Below are 26292 nucleotides of genomic sequence, written 5' to 3' on the forward strand. Positions count from 1 at the left end.
CCCTGTTGGGTTACATTCCAGCAGGGGACATTTTTATTTTGGCGTAAGGGGTTAAACGTATTTTGGAAAAGAGGGTCAATTTAGACTGGCAAAAGGGGGCAATTAACACTGGATTTTCCAATATGAGCCATTTGCCGATCTATATTGCTACTTTATAGAAAAAGGGGTTAATCTTCTAACGGAGAATGGGATATTGAATTTTATTACCTCTAATTCTTTTTTAAGAACTAATTACGGAAAACCTTTAAGATCTTTTGTCTCTCAAAAGGTTGATGTTTTAGAATTGATAAATATAGAAGATTCTCAATTGTTTGGAAATGCTACTGTTAATACCGCAATATTATGCATAACTACTAGGGAAAATGCTGCATTAGCAAGAGTTGTAAACGCAACCTTTGATTTAAAATCTAATTTTAATCGATTTATTACAAATAATAGCTTTGAATATTTGCAGGAAGAGTTTGGAAAAGTTTCCTCATGGACTTTATTAACTCCCGAAAAATTATCACTGCTGAATAAAATATACGGTAATAGACCCACTTTAGAGGAATTAAACACAAAAATAAGGCTGGGATTGGCTACGGGTTCTAACGAGGCTTTTTTAATAGATACAGAGACTGAAAAAAATATTATTAAATCTGATCCAAAAAGCATAGATTTAATCAAGCCCATTTTAAGAGGGAGAGATATTTTTAAATATGGATACAAGTTGCCCTCGCTAAAAATTCTTCTTACAAAAAACGGTGTTGATGTAAGTAAATATCCATCAGTATATAAGCACTTAGATTCTTTTGGAGATAGTTTTAAGCAAAGAGGTGCTAAGGGACAACACTGGACCAATTTAAGAGCATGTGCATTTTTTGACGATTTTAAATTAGAGAAAATTGTTTGGATTGAACTTTCTGACATGGGGCGTTTTGCTATTTGTAGAGAAGAAGTGTATTTACTTAATAGCGCTTATTTTTTAATTCCTCCAAAAGGCTATTCTTCGGAAGTAATTACCGCTATCCTCAATTCCCTAGTAATTCATTTTGTTTTACATTCTATTGCTGAATCAAGCGGTACAGGTACCGCTAGGTGGATAAATAATAATGTTAAAGAATTTCCTATTCCTTTTATTAACCAACAATAAGCTTTTATTTTCAGCCAAGGTTGCTGATGGACAACCCGAAGGTATAGGTTTATCGGGATGGCGTTTTAATCTAGGTGGTGGTACAGCTCAGCAAGGCGCTGCCAGCGGAATAGAAGATCCAGCCAGACGTGCCGAATCATTTATGAGCCCTGTTGATGGGACATTAGACTGGACAAAGCAAGCCGGGCAACAATACTTCCTGGAAAAGGCTAAGCAATATGGATGTGAACAGTTCGTCATGTTTAGTAACACTCCTCCTGTATATCTAACCCGTAATGGTAAGGGATATTCGGATATGGGAGCTTATTCAAATCTGAAGGATGATAGTTACGATGACTTTGCTGAATATATAGCAACTGTTTTAGACTACTTCAAATCGAATAAAGCAATAAACTTTACCTATATCAGCCCGGTTAACGAACCTCAGTACAATTGGGAAAGCGGACAGGAAGGTTCGGGTTGGCAGAATAGTGAAATAAAAAGGCTTACCGTAGAAATAGATAAGGCGATAGAGGCAAAAGGATTAAATACTAAGATATTGTTAGGTGAATCCGGTGCATGGAATTATCTATATGAAACGGATGGCGATGCCGGAAGGAAAAATGTTATCTATAACTTGTTTGATAATGCTTCGTCTAACTATGTGGGAGATCTGACTCATGTGGCTCCAGTTATTGCCGGTCATAGCTATTGGACAGACGGAAGCTGGCAAACAATGGTAGATGTAAGGTCACAAGTGGCATCGAAGGCATCAGCAGCAGGATTGAAGGTTTATCAAACCGAATGGAGTATGCTTGGCGATGGCTATGGGAATGAATTTGTTGGCTTCAACAATGCCTCGTATATGGACATTGCTTTATATATGTCGAAAGTAATACATTGCGATTTGGTGTATGCCAATGTTTCATCATGGTCTTACTGGACAAGTCTTGATCTGGAGCGTTGGAGTCATAAAAACAGATTCTTGCTGATAAAAGTAACTCCTGCAGGAGGTGATTACGGAGATATTACACAAAGTGGTACACACGAAGCGACTAAGACTTTGTGGGTTTTAGGTAATTATAGTTTGTTTGTTCGTCCTGACTATAAACGAGTGGAACTTAAAATGGAAAACACATCCAAAAACCTCTTTGGTAGCGCATATCTATCACCCGATGGTAAAAAACTTGTTGCTGTTTACACCAACTTATCTTCAACCCGCTATGATGTGAGGGCTGATATTGGTAGTGCGGAGGTGAATTCAATAAAAACATATACAACAAGTCAGACTCAAGATTTGGCAGAGGCGGTTATTCAGAATTTAGGGAACTCTATATTTGTTAATCCGGCTTCTGTATTGACGGTTGTATATGATTTAAAATAAGAAATATAGTGTGCTTTTATAGAATAAATAAAATCCCGGAAATTTATCTATTTATAGAATTATAAACATGAAATAAGAAACAAAAGTGACATGAATAAACTCTGTGAAAACTGTCACTTTTGTTACTTTTTTCTGATAGATGTGCTGATAACTAATTTATTATGAAAATTGTGAGATTTATATTATTTGTTACTTTTTTGTCTGTTATACCTCATGTGATTTTTTCTCAGGAATATCGGACGGGTATTGAAGAAAAAGACTACGTGGCTTATCTGTTTACCTATTTTACCGGGAATCAGGTAGAGGAAGAAGCTATTCATTATGCAATCAGTTCAGACGGTTATAACTATTTTTCTTTGAATAACAATAAGCCTGTTGTTGATTCCAAGATTATAAGTTCGACCGGAGGTGTCCGTGATCCTCATTTGTTGAGATCAGAAGATGGTAAATGCTTCTATATGGTAGTTACCGATATGACTTCGTCTGAGGGATGGGATTCAAATAGGGCGATGATCTTGATGAAATCTGATGATTTAATAAATTGGACATCAAGTATAATTAATATTCAGAAAAAATACTCTGGTCAGGATGATCTGAAAAGAGTATGGGCTCCACAAACAATTTATGATTCGGAGGTCGGTAAATATATGGTATACTGGTCTATGAAACATGGGGAAGGAGAGGATGTTATATATTATGCATATGCAAATAATGATTTCTCTGACTTGGTAGGTGAGCCAAAGCAATTGTTTTTTCCATCCAATGGTAAATCGTGTATAGATGCGGATATTGTTTTGAAAGGTGGCGTCTTCTATATGTTTTATAAAACAGAAGGACATGGAAATGGTATCAAGCTGGCAACAACGACTTCTCTTACGTCTGGACGATGGACAGAACATGAAGGGTATAAACAGCAAACATCTGATGCTGTTGAGGGATCTAGTGTGTTCAGAATGATAAATACCGATACGTATATTTTGATGTACGATGTATATATGAAAGGGAAATATCAGTTTTGTGAGAGTGCCGATTTGGAGAGTTTTAAAGTTATAGATCATGAAATATCAATGGATTTTCATCCTCGTCATGGTTCTGTTATTCCTATTACAAAAAAAGAATTGGAGTCACTTATTGATAAATGGGGAAACCCCGAGAGCTATCCTCTGATACCAAATAATCCAGTATTAGCAGGTTATTATGCCGATCCCGATGTTCTTTATTCCAATAAGACTCAGAAATATTATATTTATCCTACCAGCGATGGATTTGACGGATGGGGTGGCTATTACTTTAAAACTTTTTCTTCTGATAACCTGAAAGATTGGAATGATGAGGGTGTTATTCTAAACTTGAAAAACAATGTTTCGTGGGCAAATGGAAATGCATGGGCTCCTTGTATTATTGAAAAGAAAGTTGGGAATGACTATAAGTATTATTATTACTTTAGTGGAGGTAAAGATGGAGGTTCTAAGAAAATTGGAGTTGCAGTAGCCGATGATCCTTCAGGGCCGTTTTTAGATTCGGGAAATCCGCTTATTGATTTCAAGCCTAAAGGTGTAGATGGAGGGCAAGAGATTGATCCTGATGTGTTTTGTGACCCAAAGACCGGAAAGAACTATATCTATTGGGGTAATGGCTATATGGCTGGAGCAGAGCTAAATGCTGATATGATCTCTCTAAAAAAGAAAACTATTAAGGTAATGACTCCTGATAATACTTTTAGAGAGGCTGTTTATGTATTCTATCGCAAGGGTTTGTATTATTTTTTGTGGTCAGAGGATGATACCGGTAGTGCCAACTATAAAGTACGCTATGCTACAGCGAAATCACCGTTAGGTCAATTGACAATTCCTTCGGATAATATAGTGATAACGAAAGATGATTCCAAAGCAATTTTTGGAACAGGGCATAACTCTGTTTTACAGATTCCGGGCAAAGATGAGTGGTATATTGTTTATCACCGTATATCTCGTCCTGATGGCATTAAGAAAGTTTACCCGGGAACTTCACGTGAAGTGTGTATGGATCGACTTGAATTTGAAAAAGATGGAAGTATAAGGAGAGTGATACCTTCGTTATAGATTATAATCCAGATTAATATAGATAAGAAAATCCAGTGAATTTTCACTGGATTTTTTCTTTATTATCATTTGTCTGATTAGATCCAAAATAGGTATGTCTCCATATCCTTCTCGGGGGAAAAATACTCCGCGAAAACCTTTAATGTTTGGAAATACACTCTAAGGAAAATAGCATTCAGGTATTTCGTCATACAAGGCTAATGAGGTCGATCCCATATGATGATGCTTTGACAATGAGTTCTTTCTTTAGATTTGCTCCTGCACGATTTCCTGCCATTTGGTTACCAGCCTTTTACAGCGCCTCCTTTAAATACTTCGGTAGCCACTTTATCTACTTCGTCTGACTGATATGCCTGAACGAATTTTTTTACTTTCTCCTCATCCTTATTTTCTTCTCTTGTAACAATAAGATTGACATAAGGAGAGTCTTTACCTTCGGCAAACACACCATCTTTGAGGAGTAGTCCAGCTTGCCCTGCAAAGTTATTGTTGATAATAGACAAAGCTACTTTTGCATCATCTAAGACTCTAGGTAATTGAGGGGCTTCGAGTTCCAGTATCTCCAGATTTTTAGGATTTTCTACTATATCAACCAGCCTTGGGGCTGTTACTCCTTCTTTAAGTTTTAGCAATCCTACTTTTTGTAATAGCAATAAGGCTCTGCTATTATTAGCCGCATCGTTGGGAATGACTACTGTACTTCCGTCTTTTAATTCATCCAAACTCTTTATTTTCTTTGAATATGCTGCCATAGGATATATAAATGTATTTCCAACAATAGCAAATTTATATCCGCGACGTGCGATCTGTTCGTCTAAGAACGGCTTCGTCTGAAAAACATTAGCATCAATGTCTCCCTGATCTAATGCTGTATTTGGCATTATGTAATCATTAAATTGAACGAGTTCTACATCAAGTCCGTATTTCTCTTTTGCTACTTTTTTTGCTGCTTCAGCTATTACATATTCAGGTCCCGAGGCTACACCGACTTTAATATAGTTAGGGTCGTTGTTCTTTTTACCTCCGCAAGAAGTGAGTAGCATTATAAGCGCAGATACAATAATAAATCCGTTTATAATTTTCATATTGATTTTCTGTTATATTAATTAGTAAATAATTGGAGAGGCCATTAATAATCGTTGTCCCCAATAATTAATTAATAGCCTCAACTTTTTATCTTTACAAAAGCAACTAATCTAACTATAATTTAAAAAACTTAAGGTCTGTATCGTCCCGGAGAAGAAAGATTGCTTCCAAAAAAGATAGCGTTAGTCAATATTCGTCCGCTACTTAACCAATACCCTCTAAAAGTAGGCGATTCCGCAAATAGAACAACAGTTCCTTTACCTTTGTTTTCGAAGACTACTAACGGTGCATTTTTTAGTTCCTGTTGATTTTTCTTTGTCAAAAATCCGCTTATTTGAGGTTTATCTGTCAATTGTAGAACTGTAGCGTAATTACTTTTAGGTCTTGGTAATTTGTAATTACTGGTTTTGATTGCGTATGTTTCTCTCGATACTATTCCGAAGGCTAGAGGATTGGTTATATCCAAATCTGCATTGAATATAGCGCCGCCAATTCGCTGTGGACCTTCGTTTTCTCGTTGTGAAATATAGTCTAATCGTTTATATTCATTTTTGCTTCGCGGAATGCTATCAGGAACGAAACCTGTTACTATTTTATTCTCAATAGCCCATTTAGAAGCACCTTCTGATGTGATAAGCGTTCCTCCGTTAGCGACCCATTGTTGCAGCTTTCCGATAAAGTTAGGAGACAACGAGTTGTAATTGCCATCTGATAAGATTATTGATGTATAACGATTGAGGTCTGCCCAATCAGCTGAAGCTACATTGATTTTGGTTAGAGGTATGTTTAATCTGTTGCCTAACAAAAACCAGGTTTCACCGACATCTGTCCAATTTATTCCACTTCCCACTAATGTCGCTACAACAGGTTTTTCTACTCTTCTGATATTATTGCTACCTAAGTCTATACCAGTGGTGCTGAAACCAGTTGTTACTCCTAATATTTTTATATCTGTCAGCTCGGCCGCCTCTTTTACTATATTATACAATTGGTCGGAAGATATGTTTTGATATTCAACAGGGATGACTATTGCTCCTTTGTTAAACTTATACTCTATTCCTGCTACAGAAGCAGAAAAGTCTTTGTATGCGGCTTTTACAACAACACCTTTGTCTAGTAGATAGTACAGAGACTTAGATGCTAGATAGTCAGTATAATTAAATATGTAGGCATAGTCAGATTTTTGACTAACTCCTCCTTTCTTTACCTGAGGGATATCTGTTACTTTTTGTCCTTGTCTTACTGCTCCTTTTACTTTCACAAATGGTATTCCATATCCATGTACAGTGCTCCATGCTGTAATGTCCATAAATATACTATCTACAAATGTTGTATTTTCTTCGAACACAGCATTTAAAATACGATATTGAGGTTGAGAGAATGGCACAACATAAGCATTCCCCGGTTCAAAATCTTTTCCATTTTGAGAAAACTTGTCAGGGAGTTCATAAACATCTATTTTATGGCTAAGTAAATGATCGAGAAATAATTTTGTCAGATTGTTATCATTTTTGTCTCCGAATACAATATACTTGTCAGCTCTTTTATTCGCTAAAGAAAGTGCACTGGAGAAGAAATCTTTCTGATGTTTGAATAATACGTCTTTCTCTGCTACTGCGGCTTTTATTGCTGCTATGCTGGTAACAACATTGTCTTTGATGTTTCGGGAGAATTTTCTTACCCCCACTTCCGTTTCTATTTCTATTCCGGCTGAGCTTCCTACTTCGAGGGTAGTACCTACACCTCCTTGAAAATCGGGATAAGTAGATCCATAAATTGGTGAAATATTGTCAAAATCTTCTTTTGTATAGTAAAGAGATCCTATTTTATCCAAAGATTCCGAATAGTATTTCGCTAATATAGGATTCAACACGTTGTATGTTTCTTCGGGGATTGTTGGGTTCCATGTGCTGCGTGGTGGCGACGGCTCGAAGTAATAGGCACTGTTGCTTCCCATTTCGTGATAGTCGGCATATATATTAGGATACCATTTGTGATAAAAATCAACTCTTGCTTTACTTTCAACGTGTACCAGTGGAAACCAGTCACGATTAAGGTCTGTCCAAAAGTGATTTCCTCTATGTGGGGTAAATCCTCCGGCATGCTCTATATCATTCGGATCGGATACAGGAGGAAAGGATTTGAATGTGTTAAAATATGAGGCAGCTCTATCTCTTCCATCAGGATTTAATGCCGGATCTATCAAAACAACTGTTTGTTCCAGATTTTTGATTGTTTCATTGTTTGTAGAAGCTACAAAGTAATATGCGGCAAGTATTGCAGCTTCTGTTCCTGCTATTTCTCCTCCATGAACATTATAACCTAAGTGCACTATGACTTTTTGATCATTATTTGAAGAGGAGCTCTTAGGATCTATAAGTTTCAAGTGATTTTGACGTATAGATTCCAGATTCTTTTGGTTGTCAGGGCTTGTGACAATAAGTACAACCTGTTCTCTATTTTCGTAAGTTTTTCCGATAACTTCGAGTTGTGCTCTATCGGATAAATTATCCAGCAACTTGTAATATTCAACAACTTTGTCATATCTGGCTAATGACGAACCAATGGGAAATCCAAAAAACTGTTCGGGGGTAGGTATCTTCGGATCGAACTGATTATCCCTCCCGAAATAATAGTCGTTTTGAGCAAAGGAATATAGCCCTGCTATAAATAGCAGGATAATAATAGCAAGTTTTTTCATATTCTATTTTGATTAAAAACCTCCAATACCAATTTGCCGTCGGAGAAAGAGGTGAGTTATTTGTCTGAGATGTTTTAGCTGTTTTTTTACTATTTATTGAGCGTAAGATACTTAGATTCTATTTGCCGGATTTGGGCTAATTGAATATCCCGGCTTAGACGAAGAAATCCATAGTCGTGATTATACTGCTGTCCTTCAGTTAAAACCCATTTTATAAAATCTTTAACTTCGGGTTTGGGTGTTGCGGAGCTGTTAATTACAAAACCTATTTTTTGTATTGGGATCAAGTCTAGATCTTCATTCTCAACCAGGGTTAACACATCGTCTATTGTTGACGATTCCAATACTTCTCGATATTCCTTTTTTATATCCAATGGTAATAGCTTTATATCTGATTTTAGTTGACGGGTAGACAGATCATATAAATAAGATAAGCTATTGAATGTTACGCCTGTATTATCTTTATTTATCGCGTTTAGTAAAAATATATCATCTCCTGCTATTTTTGTGCCTCTTAAGGTGTTTGCCGGATAACCAAAATGTGCCGCAAAAACACTGGCTACAGATTCTTTTTTATTGCCTGAATATACTGTAAAGCGTTCAGCCAGTTTTGATGGTTTACTATCGTCTTCATCCAAAAGATCTTTTTCGAAAAATATTTCTCTTAATTTTTTCTTATTATACTTTTCTTTTTCGAGACTCTCTGTATAGATATAATTTTTGGAGACAATCGGTAGTAATGCATATTTCACTACATAAAAAACATCTTTGCCATATAGTAAACTATCGGGTTGATCAGTTATAATTAATTCTATATCTGCGTTTGAATCATTTTTATGAGCATCTTCTATTTTTAGACCTGAATTAACATTCTTATATTCAGATACCCACTTACTCACTAATGGAGAAACCAGTTTTTGGCTTTTGATGGATATTGTATTTTGGGCATTAAGCGATAATGCTAAAATGGATAATATTATTGTTGTAAGAACCTGCTTTATAGCTTTCATAATTTTGAAATTTTATATATAAAATGAGCCAATATTACTAGAGGCACAATATCAAATGAAAATAAATAATAAAATATTGAGTGGGGGAGTTGGAATCAAAAGCAATGCATTCGCATTGATAAAAAGAGGAAGGAAGGTAATAGCAAAGAACGAGCAGGAACAGAGATAATTCCTGCAACATAATCATCACTTTTTTCGTGTTGTGATGCTTGTTGGTTTGGCTTTTTTAACTTAGCAATGCTGTTTCGAATGATTTTCATTTTTTTCAATATTCTATAAGATATATTTATAAAACTATCTGATACAAAAATAAAAATATGAATGGCTTTATAAAATACCACAATTGTGGTATTTTATAAGCTCTGGGTTTCAATTTTCTCTCTCATTCGGCAATGGTTATCATCGATAATCCTATATGGTCTTTTATTGAGCCCTCCGGATTTTGGTTTTCGAGCTTGACAAACAATCTACATTTGCCTGTATTTATTTTTGTAATTTCTATCATGGGCGTGTTGCCCAGCATATCTAATACACTATTTGTAACATTATACTCTTTCATCGTTATAATATTTACTTGTTGATATAATAACTTTGGCTGATATCACAAACCTGTAATATCAGCCAAAGGCAAAATATTTATCAATAGCCCGGATTTTGTTCAATGTCAGGATCTGATAATATATCGGAAGCGGGGAATGGAAACAACCAATAGTCGGTATTTGTCAGACCGAGGACTGAACCTGTCCTTTTTGTTCTAACCAGATCAAACCAACGATGAGGTTCGAAAGCAAATTCTATACTGTTTTCATCTTCAATAGCTTGAATTATTACATCCTTATCAGAGCTGTCAAAATCGGGTATATCTGCCCTGCCACGAACCTTATTTAAGTCTGATAAAGCACCTAATATATCCGGAGTTGCTTTTTTTATTCTTGCCTCAGCCCGTATTAAGTATAACTCAGCAATGCGAATAACATAAGCCGGGTCGGTACTTGTTGATACGGTATTATACAATACTCCGTATACTGAGTTTCCGCTACCTTTTATAATTTCTTTTCTTGTTCCCCCTACATCCGAATCGTTTAGTTTGGCAACTAATGCATCCGACGGCTTTAAGGTATATTGCCCTCCTACAGTGCTTGGATACCAAAGATTCCAGTAACTATTTTTGTCGTTTGATGTAAAAGTTAATTCAAATACAGATTCCGGAGACAGAAATGGTGAAGTAAAAAAGGTTTTAAAAGGTTTCACTAGAGAGTATTTAGTACTGTTGATTACCGATGTGGCATATGTTTCTGCTTCGCCCCATTCTTCCCGATAGAGGTGGAGCCTGGCTCTTAAGGCTCTTGCCGCATTTTTTTGAGCTCTGTTACGTGTTGTCGAATCGTCCTCAGGGAGTAGCTCTTCGGCTTTTATCAGATCGGCAAGTACCTGATCGTAAGTCTGAGCGAGAGTACTTCTTTTTATACCTGATAATGCTCCCAAATCTGTTGTTGGGTTCAATTGAAGTTGTACTCCACCCCATCCACGAGCAAGGTCGAAATAGCCTAGGGCTCTTATAAAGTATGCTTCGCCTAGAATCTTATTCTTTTCAGCTTCAGTAAATAACGGATCGCTGACATTCCCGATAGCTGCAATTATTGAATTGGCAGAGTTTATTCCCGCATAAATGGTTTGATAAGCATAAACAGTACCTGCATTATCAGGAGAGACCGAATTCTGATCGAGTTGTAAGTATTGGCTCAATGTCCCATTGTAGGAAACATTGTCTGCAGTTATTGTTCCCAATGTTATGTAATAATTGGAGTAGTAATTCTGAACCGAATTATAAGCTCCGATAATAGCCGCATTTGCCGTTCCTTTATTTGTTATTGCAATTGTAGAAGGTATAGAATTTGTCGGCGACAAATCTAGAAAATCTTCACAAGCAGTGAACAGTAAGAGAGGTGAGAGTGCTGCTATAATAATTAAGTTTTTATATAACTTTTTCATTGTCTTCATTTTTGAGGAAATTAAATATTAATTCTTTTCTTAGAATGTAGCGTTCAGAGTAAGCTGAATAGTACGAGGTTGTGGCACTGTTGCCCAATCATATCCATAAGTATTCTGGCTAGTACTTTGTGCATTTACTTCCGGGTCGAGCCCTTTATACTTTGTAATGGTAAACAGATTGGTAACCGAAACAGTCGCCCTGAGTCTGCTTAGCTGTAAGCTTTTTATTATAGATTTAGGTAGATTGTAGCTTAGAGCCACATTCTTGAGCCTGATAAACGAGCCATCACTCAAATATCGGCTACTCATATTTGCAACATTTCCTCCATAATTGTTAGCTGAGCCTCCGTTAATAGTAGGGTCTCCACTATATGTGGTCAGACGTGGAATATCGGTAATATCTCCGGCTTTTTGCCACCTTTCTAGTTGTCGCGGAATAAAACCTATATTGTTCTGAGTTCCACCATGCACTAAGAAAAAATCGTGCATACTAAGGATTTTGTTTCCTTGTTGGAAATATAAGAATAGGTTCAATGAAAAATCCTTATATGTAATTTCATTTGTGAGACCTCCTGTATAATTTGGCAATGCATTACCTACAATTTGTCTATCCGCTGAGGTAATAAATCCATCTTTATTTACGTCTTCATAAACAGCATTTCCGGTTTCGGGGTCAACATACAATTGTTTATACAAATAAAAAGAGTTTACTGAATAACCTTCACGTAATATAGATGCATTGCGTCCTGATGCTCCCAATGTAATATCTGAAGCTAGTTTTTCTATTTTATTTTTGTTCCACGATATATTGAAATCAGTAGTCCATTTGAAGTCTTTTTTATTGATATTAGTCGATTGTATTCCTAATTCCACTCCACTGTTTCTTACAGCACCATAGTTTTGAAGAAAAGATGTAAACCCTGAACGATAAGGAACAGGAACATTCAATAATAAATCGTATGTGTATTTATTATAATAGTCGAAACTAAAGCTTATTGCATTTTTCAGGATTGCAAAATCAAAGCCGAGGTCTAACTGACGTGTGGTTTCCCATGTCAAATCTGGATTTGCCAATTGAGAAGGGGCAGTGCCCGCAGTCTCTAAATAATTCGATCCTGCTGACCATAAACCCAAAGCAGCGTATGACCCTATTCCATTTTGATTTCCTGAATATCCAAAACTGCCCCTGAATTTGAGCGCATCAAAGAAATTTATGTTTTTTATAAAACTCTCCTGACTTGCATCCCATGTAAGCCCAACAGACGGAAAGTAGCCCCAACGCTTGTTCTTCCCGAACTTAGATGAGGCATCAGCCCTTATGCTTCCATCTATTGTATATTTGTTGTTAAATGTATAACTGGCTTTTCCAAAGAATGATAGCAGTCTGCTTTCAGACTTGGAGGCTGAGCCCGATTTCGTTGCCGCGACTGAAATGTCTTTCAAGTCGTTGGTAGCAAAACCTTGTCCCGAAGCACTGGTATACTCCTCTTGTACAGCATTGACTGTATTTCCAAGTAAAACATTAAGTGCATGTTTATCTTTAAAGACCTTATTGTAGGTGAGTAATTGTTCTGCTGTATAAACAATGTTTTTAGCTTTGTATGAGGTAGCAGAACCATTCGTTGCTATCCCGGCACTGATAAATGTGTCAGCATAATTGTTTTCAGTCAGATCAGTATTATCTAAGCTCCAGCTTGAACGAAATTTAAGTTCTTTGAGAATATTATATTCCAAGAACAAGTTTCCGATAGTTCGCCATGTAGTAGCATTGTTATCAAGATGCTCTATCAGCGCCAGATGGTTATCAAAACTTCCATATCTGGCATAACTTCCATCTTCATTGTAAATAGGTAAATATGAACGAACGAATATTGCCGAATTGATTACTCCTTTTGGATTGTTGTCATTGCTACTCACATTACGATATATTTTACTTAGGTTAATGCTTGTACCTATTTTCAATTTGCTTGTTAAATTATTGTCATAGTTGAGTCGTCCCGAATAGCGCTCGAAATCGGAAGGCTTAACAACAGATTCTTGCTTGGTGTATCCTAAGCCGACATAATAGGTACTGTTAGAGTTTCCTCCCTGCGCTGAGATTTCATAATTTGATAAAGCAGCCGTTCTAAATAAATCACTATTGCGATCGTATGTGGGCATACTGGAGGGATCAGCAAAAGGTAACTTTATGTCAGATGGAGACAATCCTCTATCGATACCAGTATTGTAGGCTGCTTCGTTAGCGAGTATAGCCGTTTCAGGGCCTGTTATGGATCGGAATTTTTTAATAGCATTTGCCCATCCATGAGACAGGGATACCGATATTTTCGCTTTTGTATCTTGTTTACCTCTCTTAGTTGTTATTATAACTACTCCATTTGCACCTAATGATCCGTATATTGCGGTCGCATTAGCGTCTTTAAGTACAGTAATGTTCTCGATGTCTGATGGATTAATATCCGATAGTGGATTTGACTGGGTTTGTCCTCCCATACCGGTAGAAATGAGATTACTGTTACTAATAAATACACCATCAATAATGTATAATGGGTCTACTCCTGCATTAATAGAGTTACTACCTCTTACCCGAAAGATAACACCACCTCCGGGAACTCCGGTATTTGATGAGATCTGTACGCCGGGAGCTTTTCCTTGTAATAGCTGGTCAAATCCGGAAGCCGCAGTTTCTTTTATTCCATCTGAAAGATTAATGGAAGTTATAGCTCCACTGACTGATCTTCGTTGTTGTGATGTATAACCTGTTACAACAACTTCGTCAAGAAAATTAAAGTCTTCTTTTAATGATAGGATGATGGGTTCTTCTGCATCGTAAACATCAATATCTTGTGATTTATATCCTACCAGACTTATAGATAAAGTAGCGGGTAGAGCTTTTGTTACTTGTAACGAAAATCCACCATGAGCATCAGTAAGAGTCCCATTTGTCGTTGCTTTTAAGGCGACCGAAGCTCCGATAATAGGCTCTTTGGTTTTCTCGTCTATTACGTTCCCTCTTATAATGGTTTGGGAATAAAGTCCAAACGTAGATAGCATCAATAATACTAAAAATACATAAATATGCTTTTTAACACATGAGGGTTGATGTTTTTTTTTCCAAAAAATAAATATATTTGTCATATTCTATTTTAGATTGAACACTTCCAATACCAATTGCCGTCGGAGGAGGAAGTGTTTATTTTTATAATTAAAACTTCTCTTTTTTATATACGATTGTAGCACATCTTGCTTATTTGTATAACTCAAGAATATTATAAAAATTCTTGATGCAAATTCAATCAGTTAACTTTTGTTTACTAATGAACTTATAATAAGTCAAAATAAAGAATGTAAGGGGAAAGTATTATCTATAGCAACACATTCGTGCTGAAAAAGAAAGGGCTGTATTAGGTAGGCTAGGAGATAGAAGGTAGTTGATGTTACAAAAGCGAAAGAGTAAATTCAGCTTTTTGTATTTGATTGATGAATGGTGTATTCGCCGGGATGGTGAATCAACTTCTAATAGTTTTTCCATAATCATTTTCATATTTTTTGTTTAACTTATATAACAATTGCAAAAATATAAGACTTTCGTTTAATCATAAATACCATAAATGAGGTATTTATTGTTGAGCCATTAACTCATTTAAACAATAAGTTATGATGTGCAATGAAATTATTTTTGACAAGTAACCCGAAGCGGTAGATTATCTGATCGAGAGACAGATTTCGCTGATGGTACAACAAAACTTTATAGCCAACAACGATACCTATCTGCACTTAAAGTGAAACACTCACCTATGGCTTATAGATTATATCTATTAAATATTCGTTTATATCAGTAAATCATATTATACATTTGTACTCTTATCGAAACTTATAATCTGTTCAACTATTTTAATTAATATATAAAATGCAATTATATAATACATTAAGTAACGAAGAAAGAGAAAAATTAATAGACCAAGCCGGTGTTAACAGGCTTACTTTATCATTCTACGCTTATGCCCAGATTGACAACCCGCAACAGTTCAGAGACGAACTCTTTGTCAGATGGAGCGAGCTCGATGTGCTGGGGCGTATATATGTAGCCAAAGAAGGGATTAATGCCCAGTTATCATTACCCGCTCATAATATGAGTGCCTTTAAAGACTTTTTGGACACTTATACCTTTCTGAAAGACATCAGGTTGAACATAGCAGTAGAACATGACAATAAATCTTTCCTCAAATTGAAGATAAAGGTAAGAGACAAAATTGTAGCCGATGGGCTTAACGACAACACCTTTGACGTTACAAACATAGGTATTCATCTCAAAGCACAAGACTTTAATAATATGATGGACGATCCTGATACCATCGTTATTGATATGCGTAACCATTACGAAAGTGAGATTGGGCATTTTGACGGGGCTATCACTCCCGATGTTACTACATTCAGAGAATCGCTTCCGATTATAAATGAGCAATTGAAGGACTACAAAGAGTCTAAAAAATTACTGATGTACTGCACCGGAGGTATCCGTTGCGAAAAGGCGAGTGCATATTTCAAACACCAAGGCTTCAAAGACGTCTATCAGTTAGAAGGAGGCATTATCGAATATACCCGTCAAATAAAGTCGGAAGGATTGAAATCGAGATTCATAGGCAAAAACTTTGTTTTCGACAATCGTCTCGGAGAACGAATCACCGATGATATTATAGCTCATTGCCATCAATGTGGAGAGCCTTGTGATACGCATACCAATTGTGCAAATGAAGGCTGCCATCTTTTGTTTATACAATGCTCGAAATGTGCCCAAAAGATGCATAATTGCTGTTCCGATGCTTGCAAAAATATAGTCATACTACCACAAGAGCAAAGGAAAATATTGCGCAAAGGCATTAAAAATGATGCGATGATTTTTAGAAAAGGGAAAGCTAAGCACCTTCTCCCAAAAAACGAATAAAGAGAACACATTTTATTCGTCACCTATCCTGTTTCTACTATTGTTCAGACCAGATCAAAGGGTACTCCTTTTTATTTATAAAAGATATAAGAGCCTGTTTAGATTTTATTTAAATAGGCTCTTACAATAATATTATCTTATTGTCAACCCCTCCTTATTACCCACAACTCTAAAAACCATCTTAAATCTTAGAGAAACTTCCCGTGGATGTATACTTGAAAAGAGAAATACTTCCATCAAATATTTTTTCATAAATATCAATATTACAGACGAATGATAGGCGAGTGATAGACTTTCGCCTAAACAAATCTTAACGTAAACGTAACAAAATAGAAAAGAGGCTGTAACAACAGTGTAATAATTTTGTTGCTGTAAAAACTAGGGAATGAAAATATCACTAAAAATAAAAAGATTATGAGAAAAACAATTTTGGTTTCTATAGCATTACTATCGTTAAGTATTGGTGTTAGTGCTCAAAAGATTAAAGGTTCGGACACAGTATTGCCTTTATCACAAAAAGAAGCAGAAAGTTTTATGAAGGCAAATCCATCCAAAACCGTTACGGTAACAGGGGGAGGAAGTGGAGTTGGTATATCTTCGCTTTTGGCAGGAACAACAGATATCGCACAAGCCTCAAGAAAAATTAAATTCTCGGAGAGACAACAGCTAAAAGATAAAGGGAAAGAGGCGAAAGAGGTAATTATCGCCTATGATGCACTTGCGGTAGTAGTACATCCTTCGAATAAAGTATCGAACTTAACTCGCGAACAACTAGAAGGTATTTTTACCGGAAAGATAACTAATTGGAAACAGGTAGGTGGAGCAGACCTGAAAATCGTTCCTTATTCACGCGAAACATCATCCGGTACTTACGAGTTTTTTAGAGAGCATGTGCTGGCAAATAAAAACTATGTAAACGGAATAATGAGTTTGCCGGCAACAGGGGCTATTATCCAGTCAGTAGGACAAACGAAGGGAGCTATAGGCTATGTAGGGCTTGCTTATCTTAATAAATCTGTAAAAGCAGTGCATGTATCGTATGATGGAGGAAAGAAATTTATAGAGCCATCAGTAGCCAATGCCAAGAATAAGACTTACCCGGTTGTACGTCCTCTATACTTCTATTACGAAGCAAAATCAGAGAAAGCAGTAAAACCTTTTGTTGACTATGTATTGTCAGCTAAAGGACAGAAAATAGTATCGGACGTTGGATTTATCCCTGTGAAATAACGATTTCAGAAACAAAAGGAATAACATGAAACAACTAAAACGAATATTAGAGCGGATAGTTGAAAGCATACTAACAGTTAGCGGTGCTGTAACAAGTATCGCTATACTCCTTATCGTAATATTCTTATTCAAGGAAGGATTCGGATTGTTTAATTCTCCTTCTGTCGAACATGGCTATACACTTGTTGTAAACTCTAAGAATGCAGTTGACAAATTAAATGTTCTTGAAATAAAAGAAATATTTGATTCAGAAATAACGAATTGGGCAGAACTGGGCGGAGCAGATGAAGAAATAAAGATTTTCAGAATAGATGATATTTTTAATATGTATTCTGAAGAAGAATTTGGAGAAGATTATGCTCTACTACCGCAAAAGCTAGGCGAAGTGATTGCCGAGAATCCGAATATCATAGCATTCTTACCCGAAAAATATGCCCCAACAAATATGCCCGGAGTGAAAGTGATTACAACAGGGAATATTAATGTTGAAGATTTTTTTGGAGGAAAGCAATGGATGCCCACAGCAACGCCTGCTCCTTTATTCGGGGTATTACCTTTGATCTTGGGAACTCTACTTGTGAGTATAGTTGCTATTCTGATAGCGCTTCCTTTAGGGCTTGGAGTCGCTATATATATATCAGAATTAGCTAATGAACGAACACGCAAGCTTATGAAACCAACAATTGAATTATTGGCGGGAATTCCGTCTGTAGTATATGGTTTCTTCGGCTTAGTTGTCTTGGTTCCCATTGTGCAGAAAACTTTTCACTTACCTGTCGGCGAAACTGCATTTACAGGTAGCCTTATCCTTGCTATTATGGCTTTACCTACCATCATAACTGTTGCCGAAGATGCAATGCGTAATACGCCTCGGGCTATGCGCGAAGCAAGTCTGGCATTGGGTGCTACCCATTGGCAAACTGTTTACAAAGTGGTTATTCCATATTCGATATCGGGTATATCAGCCGCCGTTGTATTAGGCATAGGCAGGGCTATAGGTGAGACTATGGCAGTGTTGATGGTTACGGGGAATGCAGCTATAATACCACACTCTGTCTTTCAATCGGTGCGGACAATTCCTGCAACTATAGCAGCCGAACTAGGTGAAGCTCCGGCAGGAGGAGCTCATTATCAGGCTTTGTTTTTGCTCGGATGTATTCTGTTTGTGATAACTATGATTATCAGCATTACAGCTGAGGCGATTTCTAAAAAGCAATATAATAAAGGATTATAGTTATGGATAAGAAATTAAGTCAGCGTATTGCATTTATTATATTTCGTATACTCGGTATAGCAGTAGTAGGTATCCTTTTCTGGATATTAGGATTTATCATATACAACGGTGTAGGGGTTATCAATTGGGAGTTTTTAACTTCAGCTCCAACAGAAGGTATGACTTCGGGCGGAATATTTCCGGCTATCGTAGGAACTATGTATCTGATTATAGGCAGTATGATATTTGCTTTCCCATTGGGAGTAATGTCTGCTATTTATACAAATGAATATGCCGGAAACAGCTGGATTGTGAAATTCATACGCATTATGACCAATAATCTGGGGAGTATTCCTTCCATTGTTTTTGGACTTTTTGGTATGGCTTTATTTGTAAATACGCTCGGTTTTGGCGATTCTATTATTGCCGGTTCATTAACACTTGGCTTGCTTGTTCTTCCTCTTATTATTCGTACTACCGAAGAAGCACTCAAAGCTGTACCCGATTCGTACCGTACAGGAAGTCTGGCACTGGGAGCAACTAAATTGCAAACCATTCGTAGGGTTGTTTTGCCTGCTGCTCTTCCCAATATAACTACCGGTTTAATTTTGTCTATAGGGCGTGTATCAGGAGAAACTGCTCCGATTCTATTTACGGTTGCAGCCTATTTCTTGCCTAAGTTGCCCGAAAGTATGTATGATCAGGTGATGGCATTACCATACCATCTTTATGTAATAGCAACTAGTGGTACCGATATAGAAGCCTCTCGTCCTATTGCTTACGGAACGGCATTGGTTTTGATTGTCATTGTGTTATTTATGAATATTTTAGCTACTGTTTTAAGACGTTACTTCGGCAAAAAAGTAAAGACTAATTAATTAGAATAAGAAAATGATTGAAGCAAAAAATATAGATTTTTATTACGGAGACTTTCATGCATTGAAGGGTATAAATATGAAAATGGAGGCCAACACTATTACGGCTTTCATCGGACCTTCAGGATGCGGAAAGTCTACATTCCTACGCCTTTTTAATAGGATGAATGACCTTATCGACGGAACAAGACTTACCGGAGAGTGTTTAATTGAAAATGAAAATATATACGATAAGACAGTTCAGGTAGATGAATTGAGAAAAAGAGTAGGGATGGTTTTTCAGAAACCTAATCCTTTTCCCAAATCGATATTTGAAAATGTAGCCTATGGCTTGCGCGTAAATGACATGGCTAGTAAAAAAGATTTGGAGCAGCGAGTTGAAGAGTCTCTCAAGGCAGCAGCCTTATGGGATGAGGTGAAAGATAAACTAAAGAAATCGGCATTCGAATTATCGGGAGGACAGCAGCAACGTCTTTGTATTGCAAGGGCATTAGCCGTGTCTCCCTCTATCTTGTTGATGGACGAGCCGGCATCGGCTCTCGACCCGATCTCTACTTCAAAAATAGAGGAACTGATCCATAATCTTAAGAAAGACTATACAATTGTTATTGTTACTCACAATATGCAACAAGCGGCGCGGGTAAGTGATAAAACCGGATTCTTTATGTTAGGAGAATTGGTTGAATTCAGTGAGACAAAAAAGATGTTCTTAAATCCGCAAAAGCAAGAAACTCAAAATTATATAACCGGAAGATTCGGTTAAGAAGGAGTTTAAATTAAAATTAGTTTCTTAAAATTACAATTAAAAGAAGGAAGAGATGAATATGATGAAACATACAGAACGGGAAATGTTAGCTCTGAGAGAAGAGGTAAATCAGATGTGGAAGTTGGTTATATCTCAGTTAGAAAAAGCAAAACAATCTTTTCTTAATGGAGATGTAGAGCTTGCCCGTGAGATTGTAAGCCGTGAGAAGCGCGTGAATGCATTCGAGTTGAAAATAGATAGCGATTGCGAAAACTATATTGCTCTCTACAGTCCTGTGGCTGTAGACTTAAGGCTGATCTTATCACTCATAAAGATTAGTAGCACGTTGGAACGTATTAGTGATTTCTGTGATGGAATAGCTCGATATGTGATCGATGATGACTGTAATAAGCCGGGCTCACAATTGTTGGAAGAGTTGCAATTAGAAAGAGTATTCGATGTACTGATAGGAATGCTTTCGGATGTATTTGTAGCTCTCGAGTCGGAAAATACAAAAATAGCCGGTAAAATATTAGCCAAAGATGAAGAGGTAGATAATATCTATCGCAATGCCATAGATGTATTGACGGTCTATCTGGAAAATAACCCTACTTTTATATATTGCGGTTTGAAGCTTTTACTGCTTATTCGCAAGTTGGAACGCATTGGAGACCATTGTAGCAATATCGTAGAAGAGATTGTCTTTTATGTTGATGCCAAAGTTCTTAAACACTCGGGTAAAATAGGAAAAATTGAAAAAAAAGATGAGTAATTTCTTGAATAGCTTATCTTTGTAAAGAGTAAATACAGAATGTATGGGAAATAAGATCCTGATCGTTGATGACGAGAAAGACATTTGCGAGATATTAGAATTCAATTTAAGCAACGAAGGCTTTGACGTTGAATTAGCTTATTCGGCAGAAGAAGCTCTTAAGAAATTGAACCCCGATTTTTCTCTTATCCTCCTAGATGTAATGATGGGAGGAATGTCCGGCTACAAAATGGCGGAAAAGCTGAGGAAAGAAGGCAATAATATTCCTATTGTTTTCTTAACGGCCAAAGATACCGAGAATGATATGCTTACTGGTTTCTCGGTGGGAGGAGATGATTATATTTCGAAGCCATTCTCTATAAAGGAAGTTATTGCCCGTATCAAAGCAGTGGTAAAAAGACTGGAAGTCAAAAAAAATACAAAGGAGTCAACTACTGAGTTAACCTTTGCCGGTATTGTGATCAATATGGACAAAAAAGAATTAACTGTTGATGGAGAAAAAGTAGCACTTACAAAAACCGAGTTTGAGATACTTGCTTTATTGGCAACAAATGTAGATAAGGTGTTTTCTCGTGAAGATATTATCCAGACTGTATGGCGTGAAACCCCTTATATTACAGAGCGGACTGTGGATGTGCATATTGCCCGCCTGAGGAAAAAAATGGGAGAATACTCTTCACTTATCGCCAATCGTTCGGGTTATGGTTATAGATTTAATATAGGAGAATAATGAAGCTGACTTATAAGCAACGATTGTTTTTATACTTTGCTATTATTTTCACTCTATTTACTGCCGGAATCTTTGTTTTCGAGCAGTCGAGAGAGCGGAGGTTAAGAACTGAAGCATTGGAGGAAAAATTGGATGCTTATGCCGAAATCATTAACTCTAGTCATGGCTTCTTGTCTCTGGATAGCCTCGAACAGCTTCTTCCTTCAAATATACGCCTTACCTTAATCGATAATGACGGGAATGTATTGTACGACAACTCTGTAAAAGATGTGCATACTCTCGAAAATCATACAATGCGCCCCGAAGTACAAGCAGCAATAGCAAAAGGACGAGGTAGTAATATAAGAATGTCTGCTTCTCTCAACAAGGAATATCTATATTATGCAAAAAAGATAGGCAACGGTTATGTTCGGGTAGCCCTTCCATATGATATCCAAACACGGCGTTTTTTAGAGCCTGATAATTTATTTTTGTATTTTATATTAGCATTTTTCTTTATTATACTCATTCTGCTGAATGCCATAACAAACCGTTTTGGAAAATCGATCAGGCAGCTTCGAGATTTTGTAATGACTTCAGATAGTGATAAGCTTCCGAAGCTTGATTTTCCGAATGATGAATTGGGGCAAATAAGTACCAAGCTTGTAGAAAATTACAAACAGCTAAGAAGAAGCCAAAAGCGAATAGCTCTCGAACGAGAGAAGTTATTGCAACACGTTCATTCATCCGAAGAAGGAATTTGTTTCTTTTCGGCAGATAGAAATGTTGAATTTTATAATGGGCTATTTATTCAATATCTCAACACAATTTCGAGTGAACCGAATAGCAACCCCAAAGAAATATTCTCAGATAGTGCTTTTGATGAACTCAATGATTTTCTGTCGCGCGAAGATAAGGAAGAAAATTATTTTGAGATACATATAAGAAAGCATGGAAGACTCTTTATTCTGCGGTTGAATATATTCGAAGACCGTAGTTTTGAGATCGTACTGAATGACATGACAGAGGAAGAGAAAACCCGACTGCTGAAACAGGAAATGACAAGCAATATAGCACACGAACTGCGCACACCTGTAACAAGTATACGGGGATATCTCGAAACAGTACTTGTACAATTGGCTTTAGACGAAAGTAAGAAGCAGCACTTTATAAGTAAGGCTTACAATCAGACAATCATCCTTTCGGAATTGATAGGAGATATGAGTTTGATAACTAAAATAGAGGAAGCACCAACTTCTTTCCGAAAAGAAGAAGTAAACATTTATCAGTTGCTTAATGAATTGAATGACGATCTTGCGACAGCTTTACAAAGCAAAAATATAGTAATGACAACCAATAATATTCCCGAAAGTCTGACGATAAATGGGAATAGGAGTTTGTTATATTCTATCTTTCGTAATTTGGTGGATAATACTATTCGCTATGCAGGAGAAGATGTAACAATATGTGTAAGTGTATACAACGAAGACAAAGACTATTATTACTTCTCATTCTACGATACAGGAGTAGGAATCTCTGATGAAAAGCACTTGAAACGCTTATTCGAACGCTTCTATAGAGTTAATGAAGGGCGCACTCGTGATACAGGAGGTTCGGGCTTAGGGCTCTCTATCGTTAAGAATGCCATCGCATTTCACAATGGTTCTATTATTGCTAAAAATAGAAAAGAGGGTGGTTTGGAATTCTTATTCAAGCTAAAGAAGTAGAATCCTGATTTTATATTAAACCATCGCTTACAATCTCTTTGTCATCCTGAGGGAAACGAAGCATCTTTAGAGCCAGACTCAAAATAAATTCTTCACTTCACTCAGAACAACGAAAGATATTTCAGATTTATCCGTTTACTTTTTTATAATCGGCAAGGAATGTGGCTAATCCACTATCTGTAAGAGGATGCTTAAGTAATCCTTTGATTGCAGACAATGGGCAAGTAGCAACATCAGCCCCTACTTCGATACACTGTATAATATGTTGAGTACTGCGGATAGATGCAGCCAACACCTGAGTAGACATATCATAAGTAGTATACATATCTACGATCTTACTTACTAGCTCGATGCCATCACTTGAAATATCATCAAGACGTCCAACAAATGGAGAGACATAGGTAGCCCCTGCTTTTGCTGCTAATAAAGCCTGACCAACAGAAAACACCAATGTGCAATTCGTGCGGATTCCTTTCTTCGTGAAATATTTAATCGCCTTGATTCCATCCTCTATACAAGGGACTTTCACAACAATGTTTTTGTGTAAAGCCGCAAGCTCTTCACCCTCGCGTATCATCCCTTCATAATCTGTAGAGATCACTTCTGCGCTGACATCTCCATCTACAATTTTGCAGATTTCCAAATAATGATTCCGTTGATTTTCTACTCCTTTTATTCCTTCCTTTGCCATAAGGGACGGATTGGTGGTTACTCCGTCTAATACTCCTAAATTGTTAGCTTCGCGGATTTGATCCAAATTCGCTGTGTCGATAAAGAATTTCATGATATGTTATTATATTTATGAATACTATCCTCTAATATCCGAATATATTTTAATTAAAACAAATCAGAAAGGCTGTTTGTTTCCGTTCTGGATATGCTTTATACTATCTTAATATATAGACAGATATAATTCTTTTGAACTCTGTTGAAAAGATTGTTTAGCAGATCGTTGCCATATGAGATAATACCTATTACTTTTGCAATCTCATTCTGGTTTATCTCAACAAAACGCTATGGCTATATCTAAACACTACTGGTATCATACTATTGCTATTCTCACTGTGATTGTTTGGGGTACTACCTTTGTTTCTACAAAGGTTCTTATAGGGTATGGATTATCTCCTTCCGAAATTCTGATCTATCGCTTCCTGTTGGCATATATAGGTATTTGGTTTGTCTGCCCGAAAAGGCTTTTTGCTAAATCTGTTAAAGATGAGCTCCTGTTTGTTGCCGCCGGACTATGCGGGGGTTCCCTCTATTTTGTATTCGAAAATACCGCACTGCAAATAACTCTGGCGTCCAATGTCTCTCTTATTATATGTACTTCTCCCATATTTACCGCCTTCCTTTCTTATTTAATGTACAGAAAGGAAAAATTGAAAGCATCCCTTATATTTGGCTCGCTCACTGCTCTGCTTGGGGTTGGCTTGGTTGTTTTCAACGGTAGCTTTATATTGCAGATCAATCCTCTAGGTGATATTCTGACAATATTGTCTGCCCTGTCGTGGGCTTTTTATGGGATTGTATTGCGCAAAGTCAACGGGCGTTATTCAACACTTTTTATTACCCGTAAGGTATTTATTTATGGTATAATTACCATGCTGCCTTTTCTTGCTTTTAGCCCTTCATCCCTTCATCCCGAATTGCTTGTGCAGCCTGTTATTATTGCTAACCTGTTGTTCTTAGGCCTGATTGCTTCATTGCTTTGTTTTATAGCATGGAACACAGCTGTAAAAGAACTTGGTATTGTGCAGACATCCAACTATATCTACTTCGTACCGCTGGTAACACTGCTTACTTCTGCCATTGTAATAGATGAACATATTACATTGGTTGCTCTTCTAGGGTCTGTGTTTATTCTATTCGGTGTATATGTTGCCGAGAAAGGATTCAGATTTGGGTTGAAGAAAAAGGTTGTATAAGAAAATATATTTTCAGCCTTTGAGTATTCTCTTTAAATAGGATATATCTAACAGGTTCACAGTCTCAAAAGTTCCTTTATAAAATACTCCCCAGTTGTTGAAAACGCAAGGCAGCTCTTTTGCCTTTTGCAGCGTATCCACTTGAATGAATGACACCGGGACGTTGTTCGTTTCGCAATACTCTTTTGTCATCTCAATACTCTGATAGACATAGGGACATTGCATATCATAATAAATTGTAAGCTCTTTGTTTGCTATTTTCAGGCTCTTGGCATTTTGTGTAAACTGAGGTGTTGTTCCGTCAAGAGAAAGTGCTAGTAATTCATATCCATTGTCGGTCGTATCAACAACCTCGAATCCAAACCTTTTTGCAAATGATTGATCAGAGAGCCACGATTTTTGTTTTTGTGCTCCCAGCATGCAGATGCCCGATTTGCCCTTTTTCTTTGCATCAGCCAGGCAATACTCCATTAGCGATCTTCCATACCCTTTTCCTTTATAATTGCCCAAAACCCACAAGCAATATACATAGTAATAGTTGTCGCCGATTATGGGAACCCAAGCCCTTTCCAAAGGGGCATATTCGATAAAAACGGTAGCCTTTGCATTTAGTTTTCTAAAGACATGGCCCTCATTCAGTCTGTCTGAGAGCCATTGTCTTTTTGCTTCAATACCTTGATGGGTCTTTTTACTACGGATAATGCAGCATAAGTGCTCATCGGTAAGGTTTTCTATTGTTAAGTTTACAAAATCATCAATCATCTGCTTTTGTTTCAAACTAACATA

At 36.9% G+C, this 26292-nt stretch carries 20 protein-coding genes; 12 read left to right on the plus strand and 8 right to left on the minus strand.

Annotated features, from left to right (window positions below; translation table 11 throughout):
* Positions 1–112: 112 nt before the first annotated feature.
* The 3 genes from LDB17_RS10740 (at position 113) to LDB17_RS10750 (ending at position 4576) form a co-directional block, all read left to right on the plus strand.
* The gene (locus LDB17_RS10740; protein WP_393925033.1) at positions 113–1132 is read left to right on the plus strand and encodes an Eco57I restriction-modification methylase domain-containing protein; all 1020 of its coding nucleotides are present in this window, start codon (positions 113–115) and stop codon (positions 1130–1132) included.
* Positions 1092–2495, plus strand: a complete 1404-nt coding sequence (locus LDB17_RS10745) for a glycoside hydrolase (protein ID WP_252637016.1) — start codon at positions 1092–1094, stop codon at positions 2493–2495. Before LDB17_RS10740 ends, LDB17_RS10745 begins: the two co-directional genes overlap by 41 nt.
* A 161-nt stretch (positions 2496–2656) precedes the next feature.
* Positions 2657–4576, plus strand: a complete 1920-nt coding sequence (locus LDB17_RS10750; RefSeq protein WP_252637017.1) for a family 43 glycosylhydrolase — start codon at positions 2657–2659, stop codon at positions 4574–4576.
* A gap of 281 nt (positions 4577–4857) precedes the next feature.
* Here LDB17_RS10750 and metQ read toward each other — a convergent pair whose 3' ends face one another.
* The 6 genes from metQ to LDB17_RS10780 all read right to left on the minus strand — a co-directional run bounded on the left by metQ (position 4858) and on the right by LDB17_RS10780 (position 14419).
* Positions 4858–5661, minus strand: a complete 804-nt coding sequence (gene metQ, locus LDB17_RS10755; RefSeq protein WP_289781676.1) for a methionine ABC transporter substrate-binding lipoprotein MetQ — start codon at positions 5659–5661, stop codon at positions 4858–4860.
* Positions 5662–5792: 131 nt separating this feature from the next.
* Positions 5793–8363 (minus strand): M14 family zinc carboxypeptidase, encoded by a 2571-nt coding sequence (locus LDB17_RS10760; protein ID WP_252637018.1) that lies wholly within the window; start codon positions 8361–8363, stop codon positions 5793–5795.
* Between the two features lie 89 nt (positions 8364–8452).
* On the minus strand, positions 8453–9373 hold the full coding sequence (locus tag LDB17_RS10765; protein ID WP_252637019.1) for a hypothetical protein: 921 nt from the start codon (positions 9371–9373) through the stop codon (positions 8453–8455).
* A 382-nt stretch (positions 9374–9755) separates the two neighbouring features.
* Positions 9756–9932: a hypothetical protein gene (locus LDB17_RS10770; RefSeq protein ID WP_252637020.1), complete on the minus strand. Its 177-nt coding sequence runs from the start codon at positions 9930–9932 to the stop codon at positions 9756–9758.
* Between the two features lie 80 nt (positions 9933–10012).
* Entirely contained in the window at positions 10013–11365 is a 1353-nt protein-coding gene (locus tag LDB17_RS10775) for a RagB/SusD family nutrient uptake outer membrane protein (RefSeq protein ID WP_252637022.1), read from the minus strand.
* Between the two features lie 39 nt (positions 11366–11404).
* Complete coding sequence (locus LDB17_RS10780; protein ID WP_252637024.1) at positions 11405–14419, minus strand: TonB-dependent receptor; 3015 nt, start codon at positions 14417–14419, stop codon at positions 11405–11407.
* Positions 14420–15275: 856 nt separating this feature from the next.
* Here LDB17_RS10780 and LDB17_RS10785 point away from each other — a divergent pair.
* The 8 genes from LDB17_RS10785 (at position 15276) to LDB17_RS10820 (ending at position 23581) form a co-directional block, all read left to right on the plus strand.
* Positions 15276–16310 carry a rhodanese-related sulfurtransferase gene (locus LDB17_RS10785; protein ID WP_252637026.1) on the plus strand — a complete coding sequence of 345 codons (1035 nt, stop codon included), beginning with the start codon at positions 15276–15278 and terminating at the stop codon, positions 16308–16310.
* Between the two features lie 414 nt (positions 16311–16724).
* The gene (locus LDB17_RS10790; RefSeq protein ID WP_252637028.1) at positions 16725–17540 is read left to right on the plus strand and encodes a PstS family phosphate ABC transporter substrate-binding protein; all 816 of its coding nucleotides are present in this window, start codon (positions 16725–16727) and stop codon (positions 17538–17540) included.
* 25 nt (positions 17541–17565) lie between these two features.
* On the plus strand, positions 17566–18774 hold the full coding sequence (gene pstC / locus LDB17_RS10795) for a phosphate ABC transporter permease subunit PstC (RefSeq protein ID WP_252637030.1): 1209 nt from the start codon (positions 17566–17568) through the stop codon (positions 18772–18774).
* A 2-nt stretch (positions 18775–18776) separates the two neighbouring features.
* A complete protein-coding gene (pstA, locus tag LDB17_RS10800; protein ID WP_252637032.1) occupies positions 18777–19631 on the plus strand; it encodes a phosphate ABC transporter permease PstA in 855 nt (284 codons plus the stop codon).
* Between the two features lie 13 nt (positions 19632–19644).
* Complete coding sequence (gene pstB, locus LDB17_RS10805; RefSeq protein ID WP_252637033.1) at positions 19645–20391, plus strand: phosphate ABC transporter ATP-binding protein PstB; 747 nt, start codon at positions 19645–19647, stop codon at positions 20389–20391.
* Between the two features lie 61 nt (positions 20392–20452).
* Positions 20453–21145 carry a phosphate signaling complex protein PhoU gene (gene phoU, locus LDB17_RS10810; RefSeq protein ID WP_393925032.1) on the plus strand — a complete coding sequence of 231 codons (693 nt, stop codon included), beginning with the start codon at positions 20453–20455 and terminating at the stop codon, positions 21143–21145.
* Positions 21146–21188: 43 nt separating this feature from the next.
* Positions 21189–21875: a response regulator transcription factor gene (locus tag LDB17_RS10815; RefSeq protein WP_006841561.1), complete on the plus strand. Its 687-nt coding sequence runs from the start codon at positions 21189–21191 to the stop codon at positions 21873–21875.
* Complete coding sequence (locus LDB17_RS10820) at positions 21875–23581, plus strand: ATP-binding protein (protein WP_252637035.1); 1707 nt, start codon at positions 21875–21877, stop codon at positions 23579–23581. Before LDB17_RS10815 ends, LDB17_RS10820 begins: the two co-directional genes overlap by 1 nt.
* Positions 23582–23708: 127 nt before the next feature.
* On the opposite strand, the gene fsa is transcribed toward LDB17_RS10820, so the two are convergent.
* Entirely contained in the window at positions 23709–24365 is a 657-nt protein-coding gene (gene fsa, locus LDB17_RS10825) for a fructose-6-phosphate aldolase (protein ID WP_135106566.1), read from the minus strand.
* 232 nt (positions 24366–24597) lie between these two features.
* On the opposite strand from fsa, the gene LDB17_RS10830 reads away from it, so the two are divergent.
* Entirely contained in the window at positions 24598–25506 is a 909-nt protein-coding gene (locus LDB17_RS10830) for a DMT family transporter (protein WP_135106568.1), read from the plus strand.
* 12 nt (positions 25507–25518) lie between these two features.
* Here the strand turns inward: LDB17_RS10830 and LDB17_RS10835 are convergent, their stop codons facing one another.
* Positions 25519–26268, minus strand: a complete 750-nt coding sequence (locus LDB17_RS10835; RefSeq protein ID WP_252637036.1) for a GNAT family N-acetyltransferase — start codon at positions 26266–26268, stop codon at positions 25519–25521.
* Positions 26269–26292: the final 24 nt, after the last annotated feature.

Origin of the sequence: Dysgonomonas sp. Shenzhen-Wh21 (assembly GCF_043392705.1) — a bacterium.
In the GTDB taxonomy this organism is placed as follows: Bacteria; Bacteroidota; Bacteroidia; order Bacteroidales; family Dysgonomonadaceae; genus Dysgonomonas.

Bases quoted from the DNA above. Each gene is read 5' to 3' on its own strand.
- LDB17_RS10785 (WP_252637026.1), top strand. From the start codon at position 15,276: ATGCAATTATATAATACATTAAGTAACGAAGAAAGAGAAAAATTAATA.
- LDB17_RS10770 (WP_252637020.1), bottom strand. From the start codon at position 9,932: ATGAAAGAGTATAATGTTACAAATAGTGTATTAGATATGCTGGGCAAC.
- pstA (WP_252637032.1), top strand. From the start codon at position 18,777: ATGGATAAGAAATTAAGTCAGCGTATTGCATTTATTATATTTCGTATA.
- LDB17_RS10830 (WP_135106568.1), top strand. From the start codon at position 24,598: ATGGCTATATCTAAACACTACTGGTATCATACTATTGCTATTCTCACT.
- LDB17_RS10790 (WP_252637028.1), top strand. From the start codon at position 16,725: ATGAGAAAAACAATTTTGGTTTCTATAGCATTACTATCGTTAAGTATT.
- LDB17_RS10835 (WP_252637036.1), bottom strand. From the start codon at position 26,268: ATGATTGATGATTTTGTAAACTTAACAATAGAAAACCTTACCGATGAG.
- pstC (WP_252637030.1), top strand. From the start codon at position 17,566: ATGAAACAACTAAAACGAATATTAGAGCGGATAGTTGAAAGCATACTA.
- LDB17_RS10775 (WP_252637022.1), bottom strand. From the start codon at position 11,365: ATGAAAAAGTTATATAAAAACTTAATTATTATAGCAGCACTCTCACCT.
- LDB17_RS10820 (WP_252637035.1), top strand. From the start codon at position 21,875: ATGAAGCTGACTTATAAGCAACGATTGTTTTTATACTTTGCTATTATT.
- LDB17_RS10780 (WP_252637024.1), bottom strand. From the start codon at position 14,419: ATGCTATCTACGTTTGGACTTTATTCCCAAACCATTATAAGAGGGAAC.
- LDB17_RS10815 (WP_006841561.1), top strand. From the start codon at position 21,189: ATGGGAAATAAGATCCTGATCGTTGATGACGAGAAAGACATTTGCGAG.
- phoU (WP_393925032.1), top strand. From the start codon at position 20,453: ATGATGAAACATACAGAACGGGAAATGTTAGCTCTGAGAGAAGAGGTA.
- LDB17_RS10760 (WP_252637018.1), bottom strand. From the start codon at position 8,363: ATGAAAAAACTTGCTATTATTATCCTGCTATTTATAGCAGGGCTATAT.
- metQ (WP_289781676.1), bottom strand. From the start codon at position 5,661: ATGAAAATTATAAACGGATTTATTATTGTATCTGCGCTTATAATGCTA.
- LDB17_RS10765 (WP_252637019.1), bottom strand. From the start codon at position 9,373: ATGAAAGCTATAAAGCAGGTTCTTACAACAATAATATTATCCATTTTA.
- fsa (WP_135106566.1), bottom strand. From the start codon at position 24,365: ATGAAATTCTTTATCGACACAGCGAATTTGGATCAAATCCGCGAAGCT.
- LDB17_RS10745 (WP_252637016.1), top strand. From the start codon at position 1,092: ATGTTAAAGAATTTCCTATTCCTTTTATTAACCAACAATAAGCTTTTA.
- pstB (WP_252637033.1), top strand. From the start codon at position 19,645: ATGATTGAAGCAAAAAATATAGATTTTTATTACGGAGACTTTCATGCA.
- LDB17_RS10750 (WP_252637017.1), top strand. From the start codon at position 2,657: ATGAAAATTGTGAGATTTATATTATTTGTTACTTTTTTGTCTGTTATA.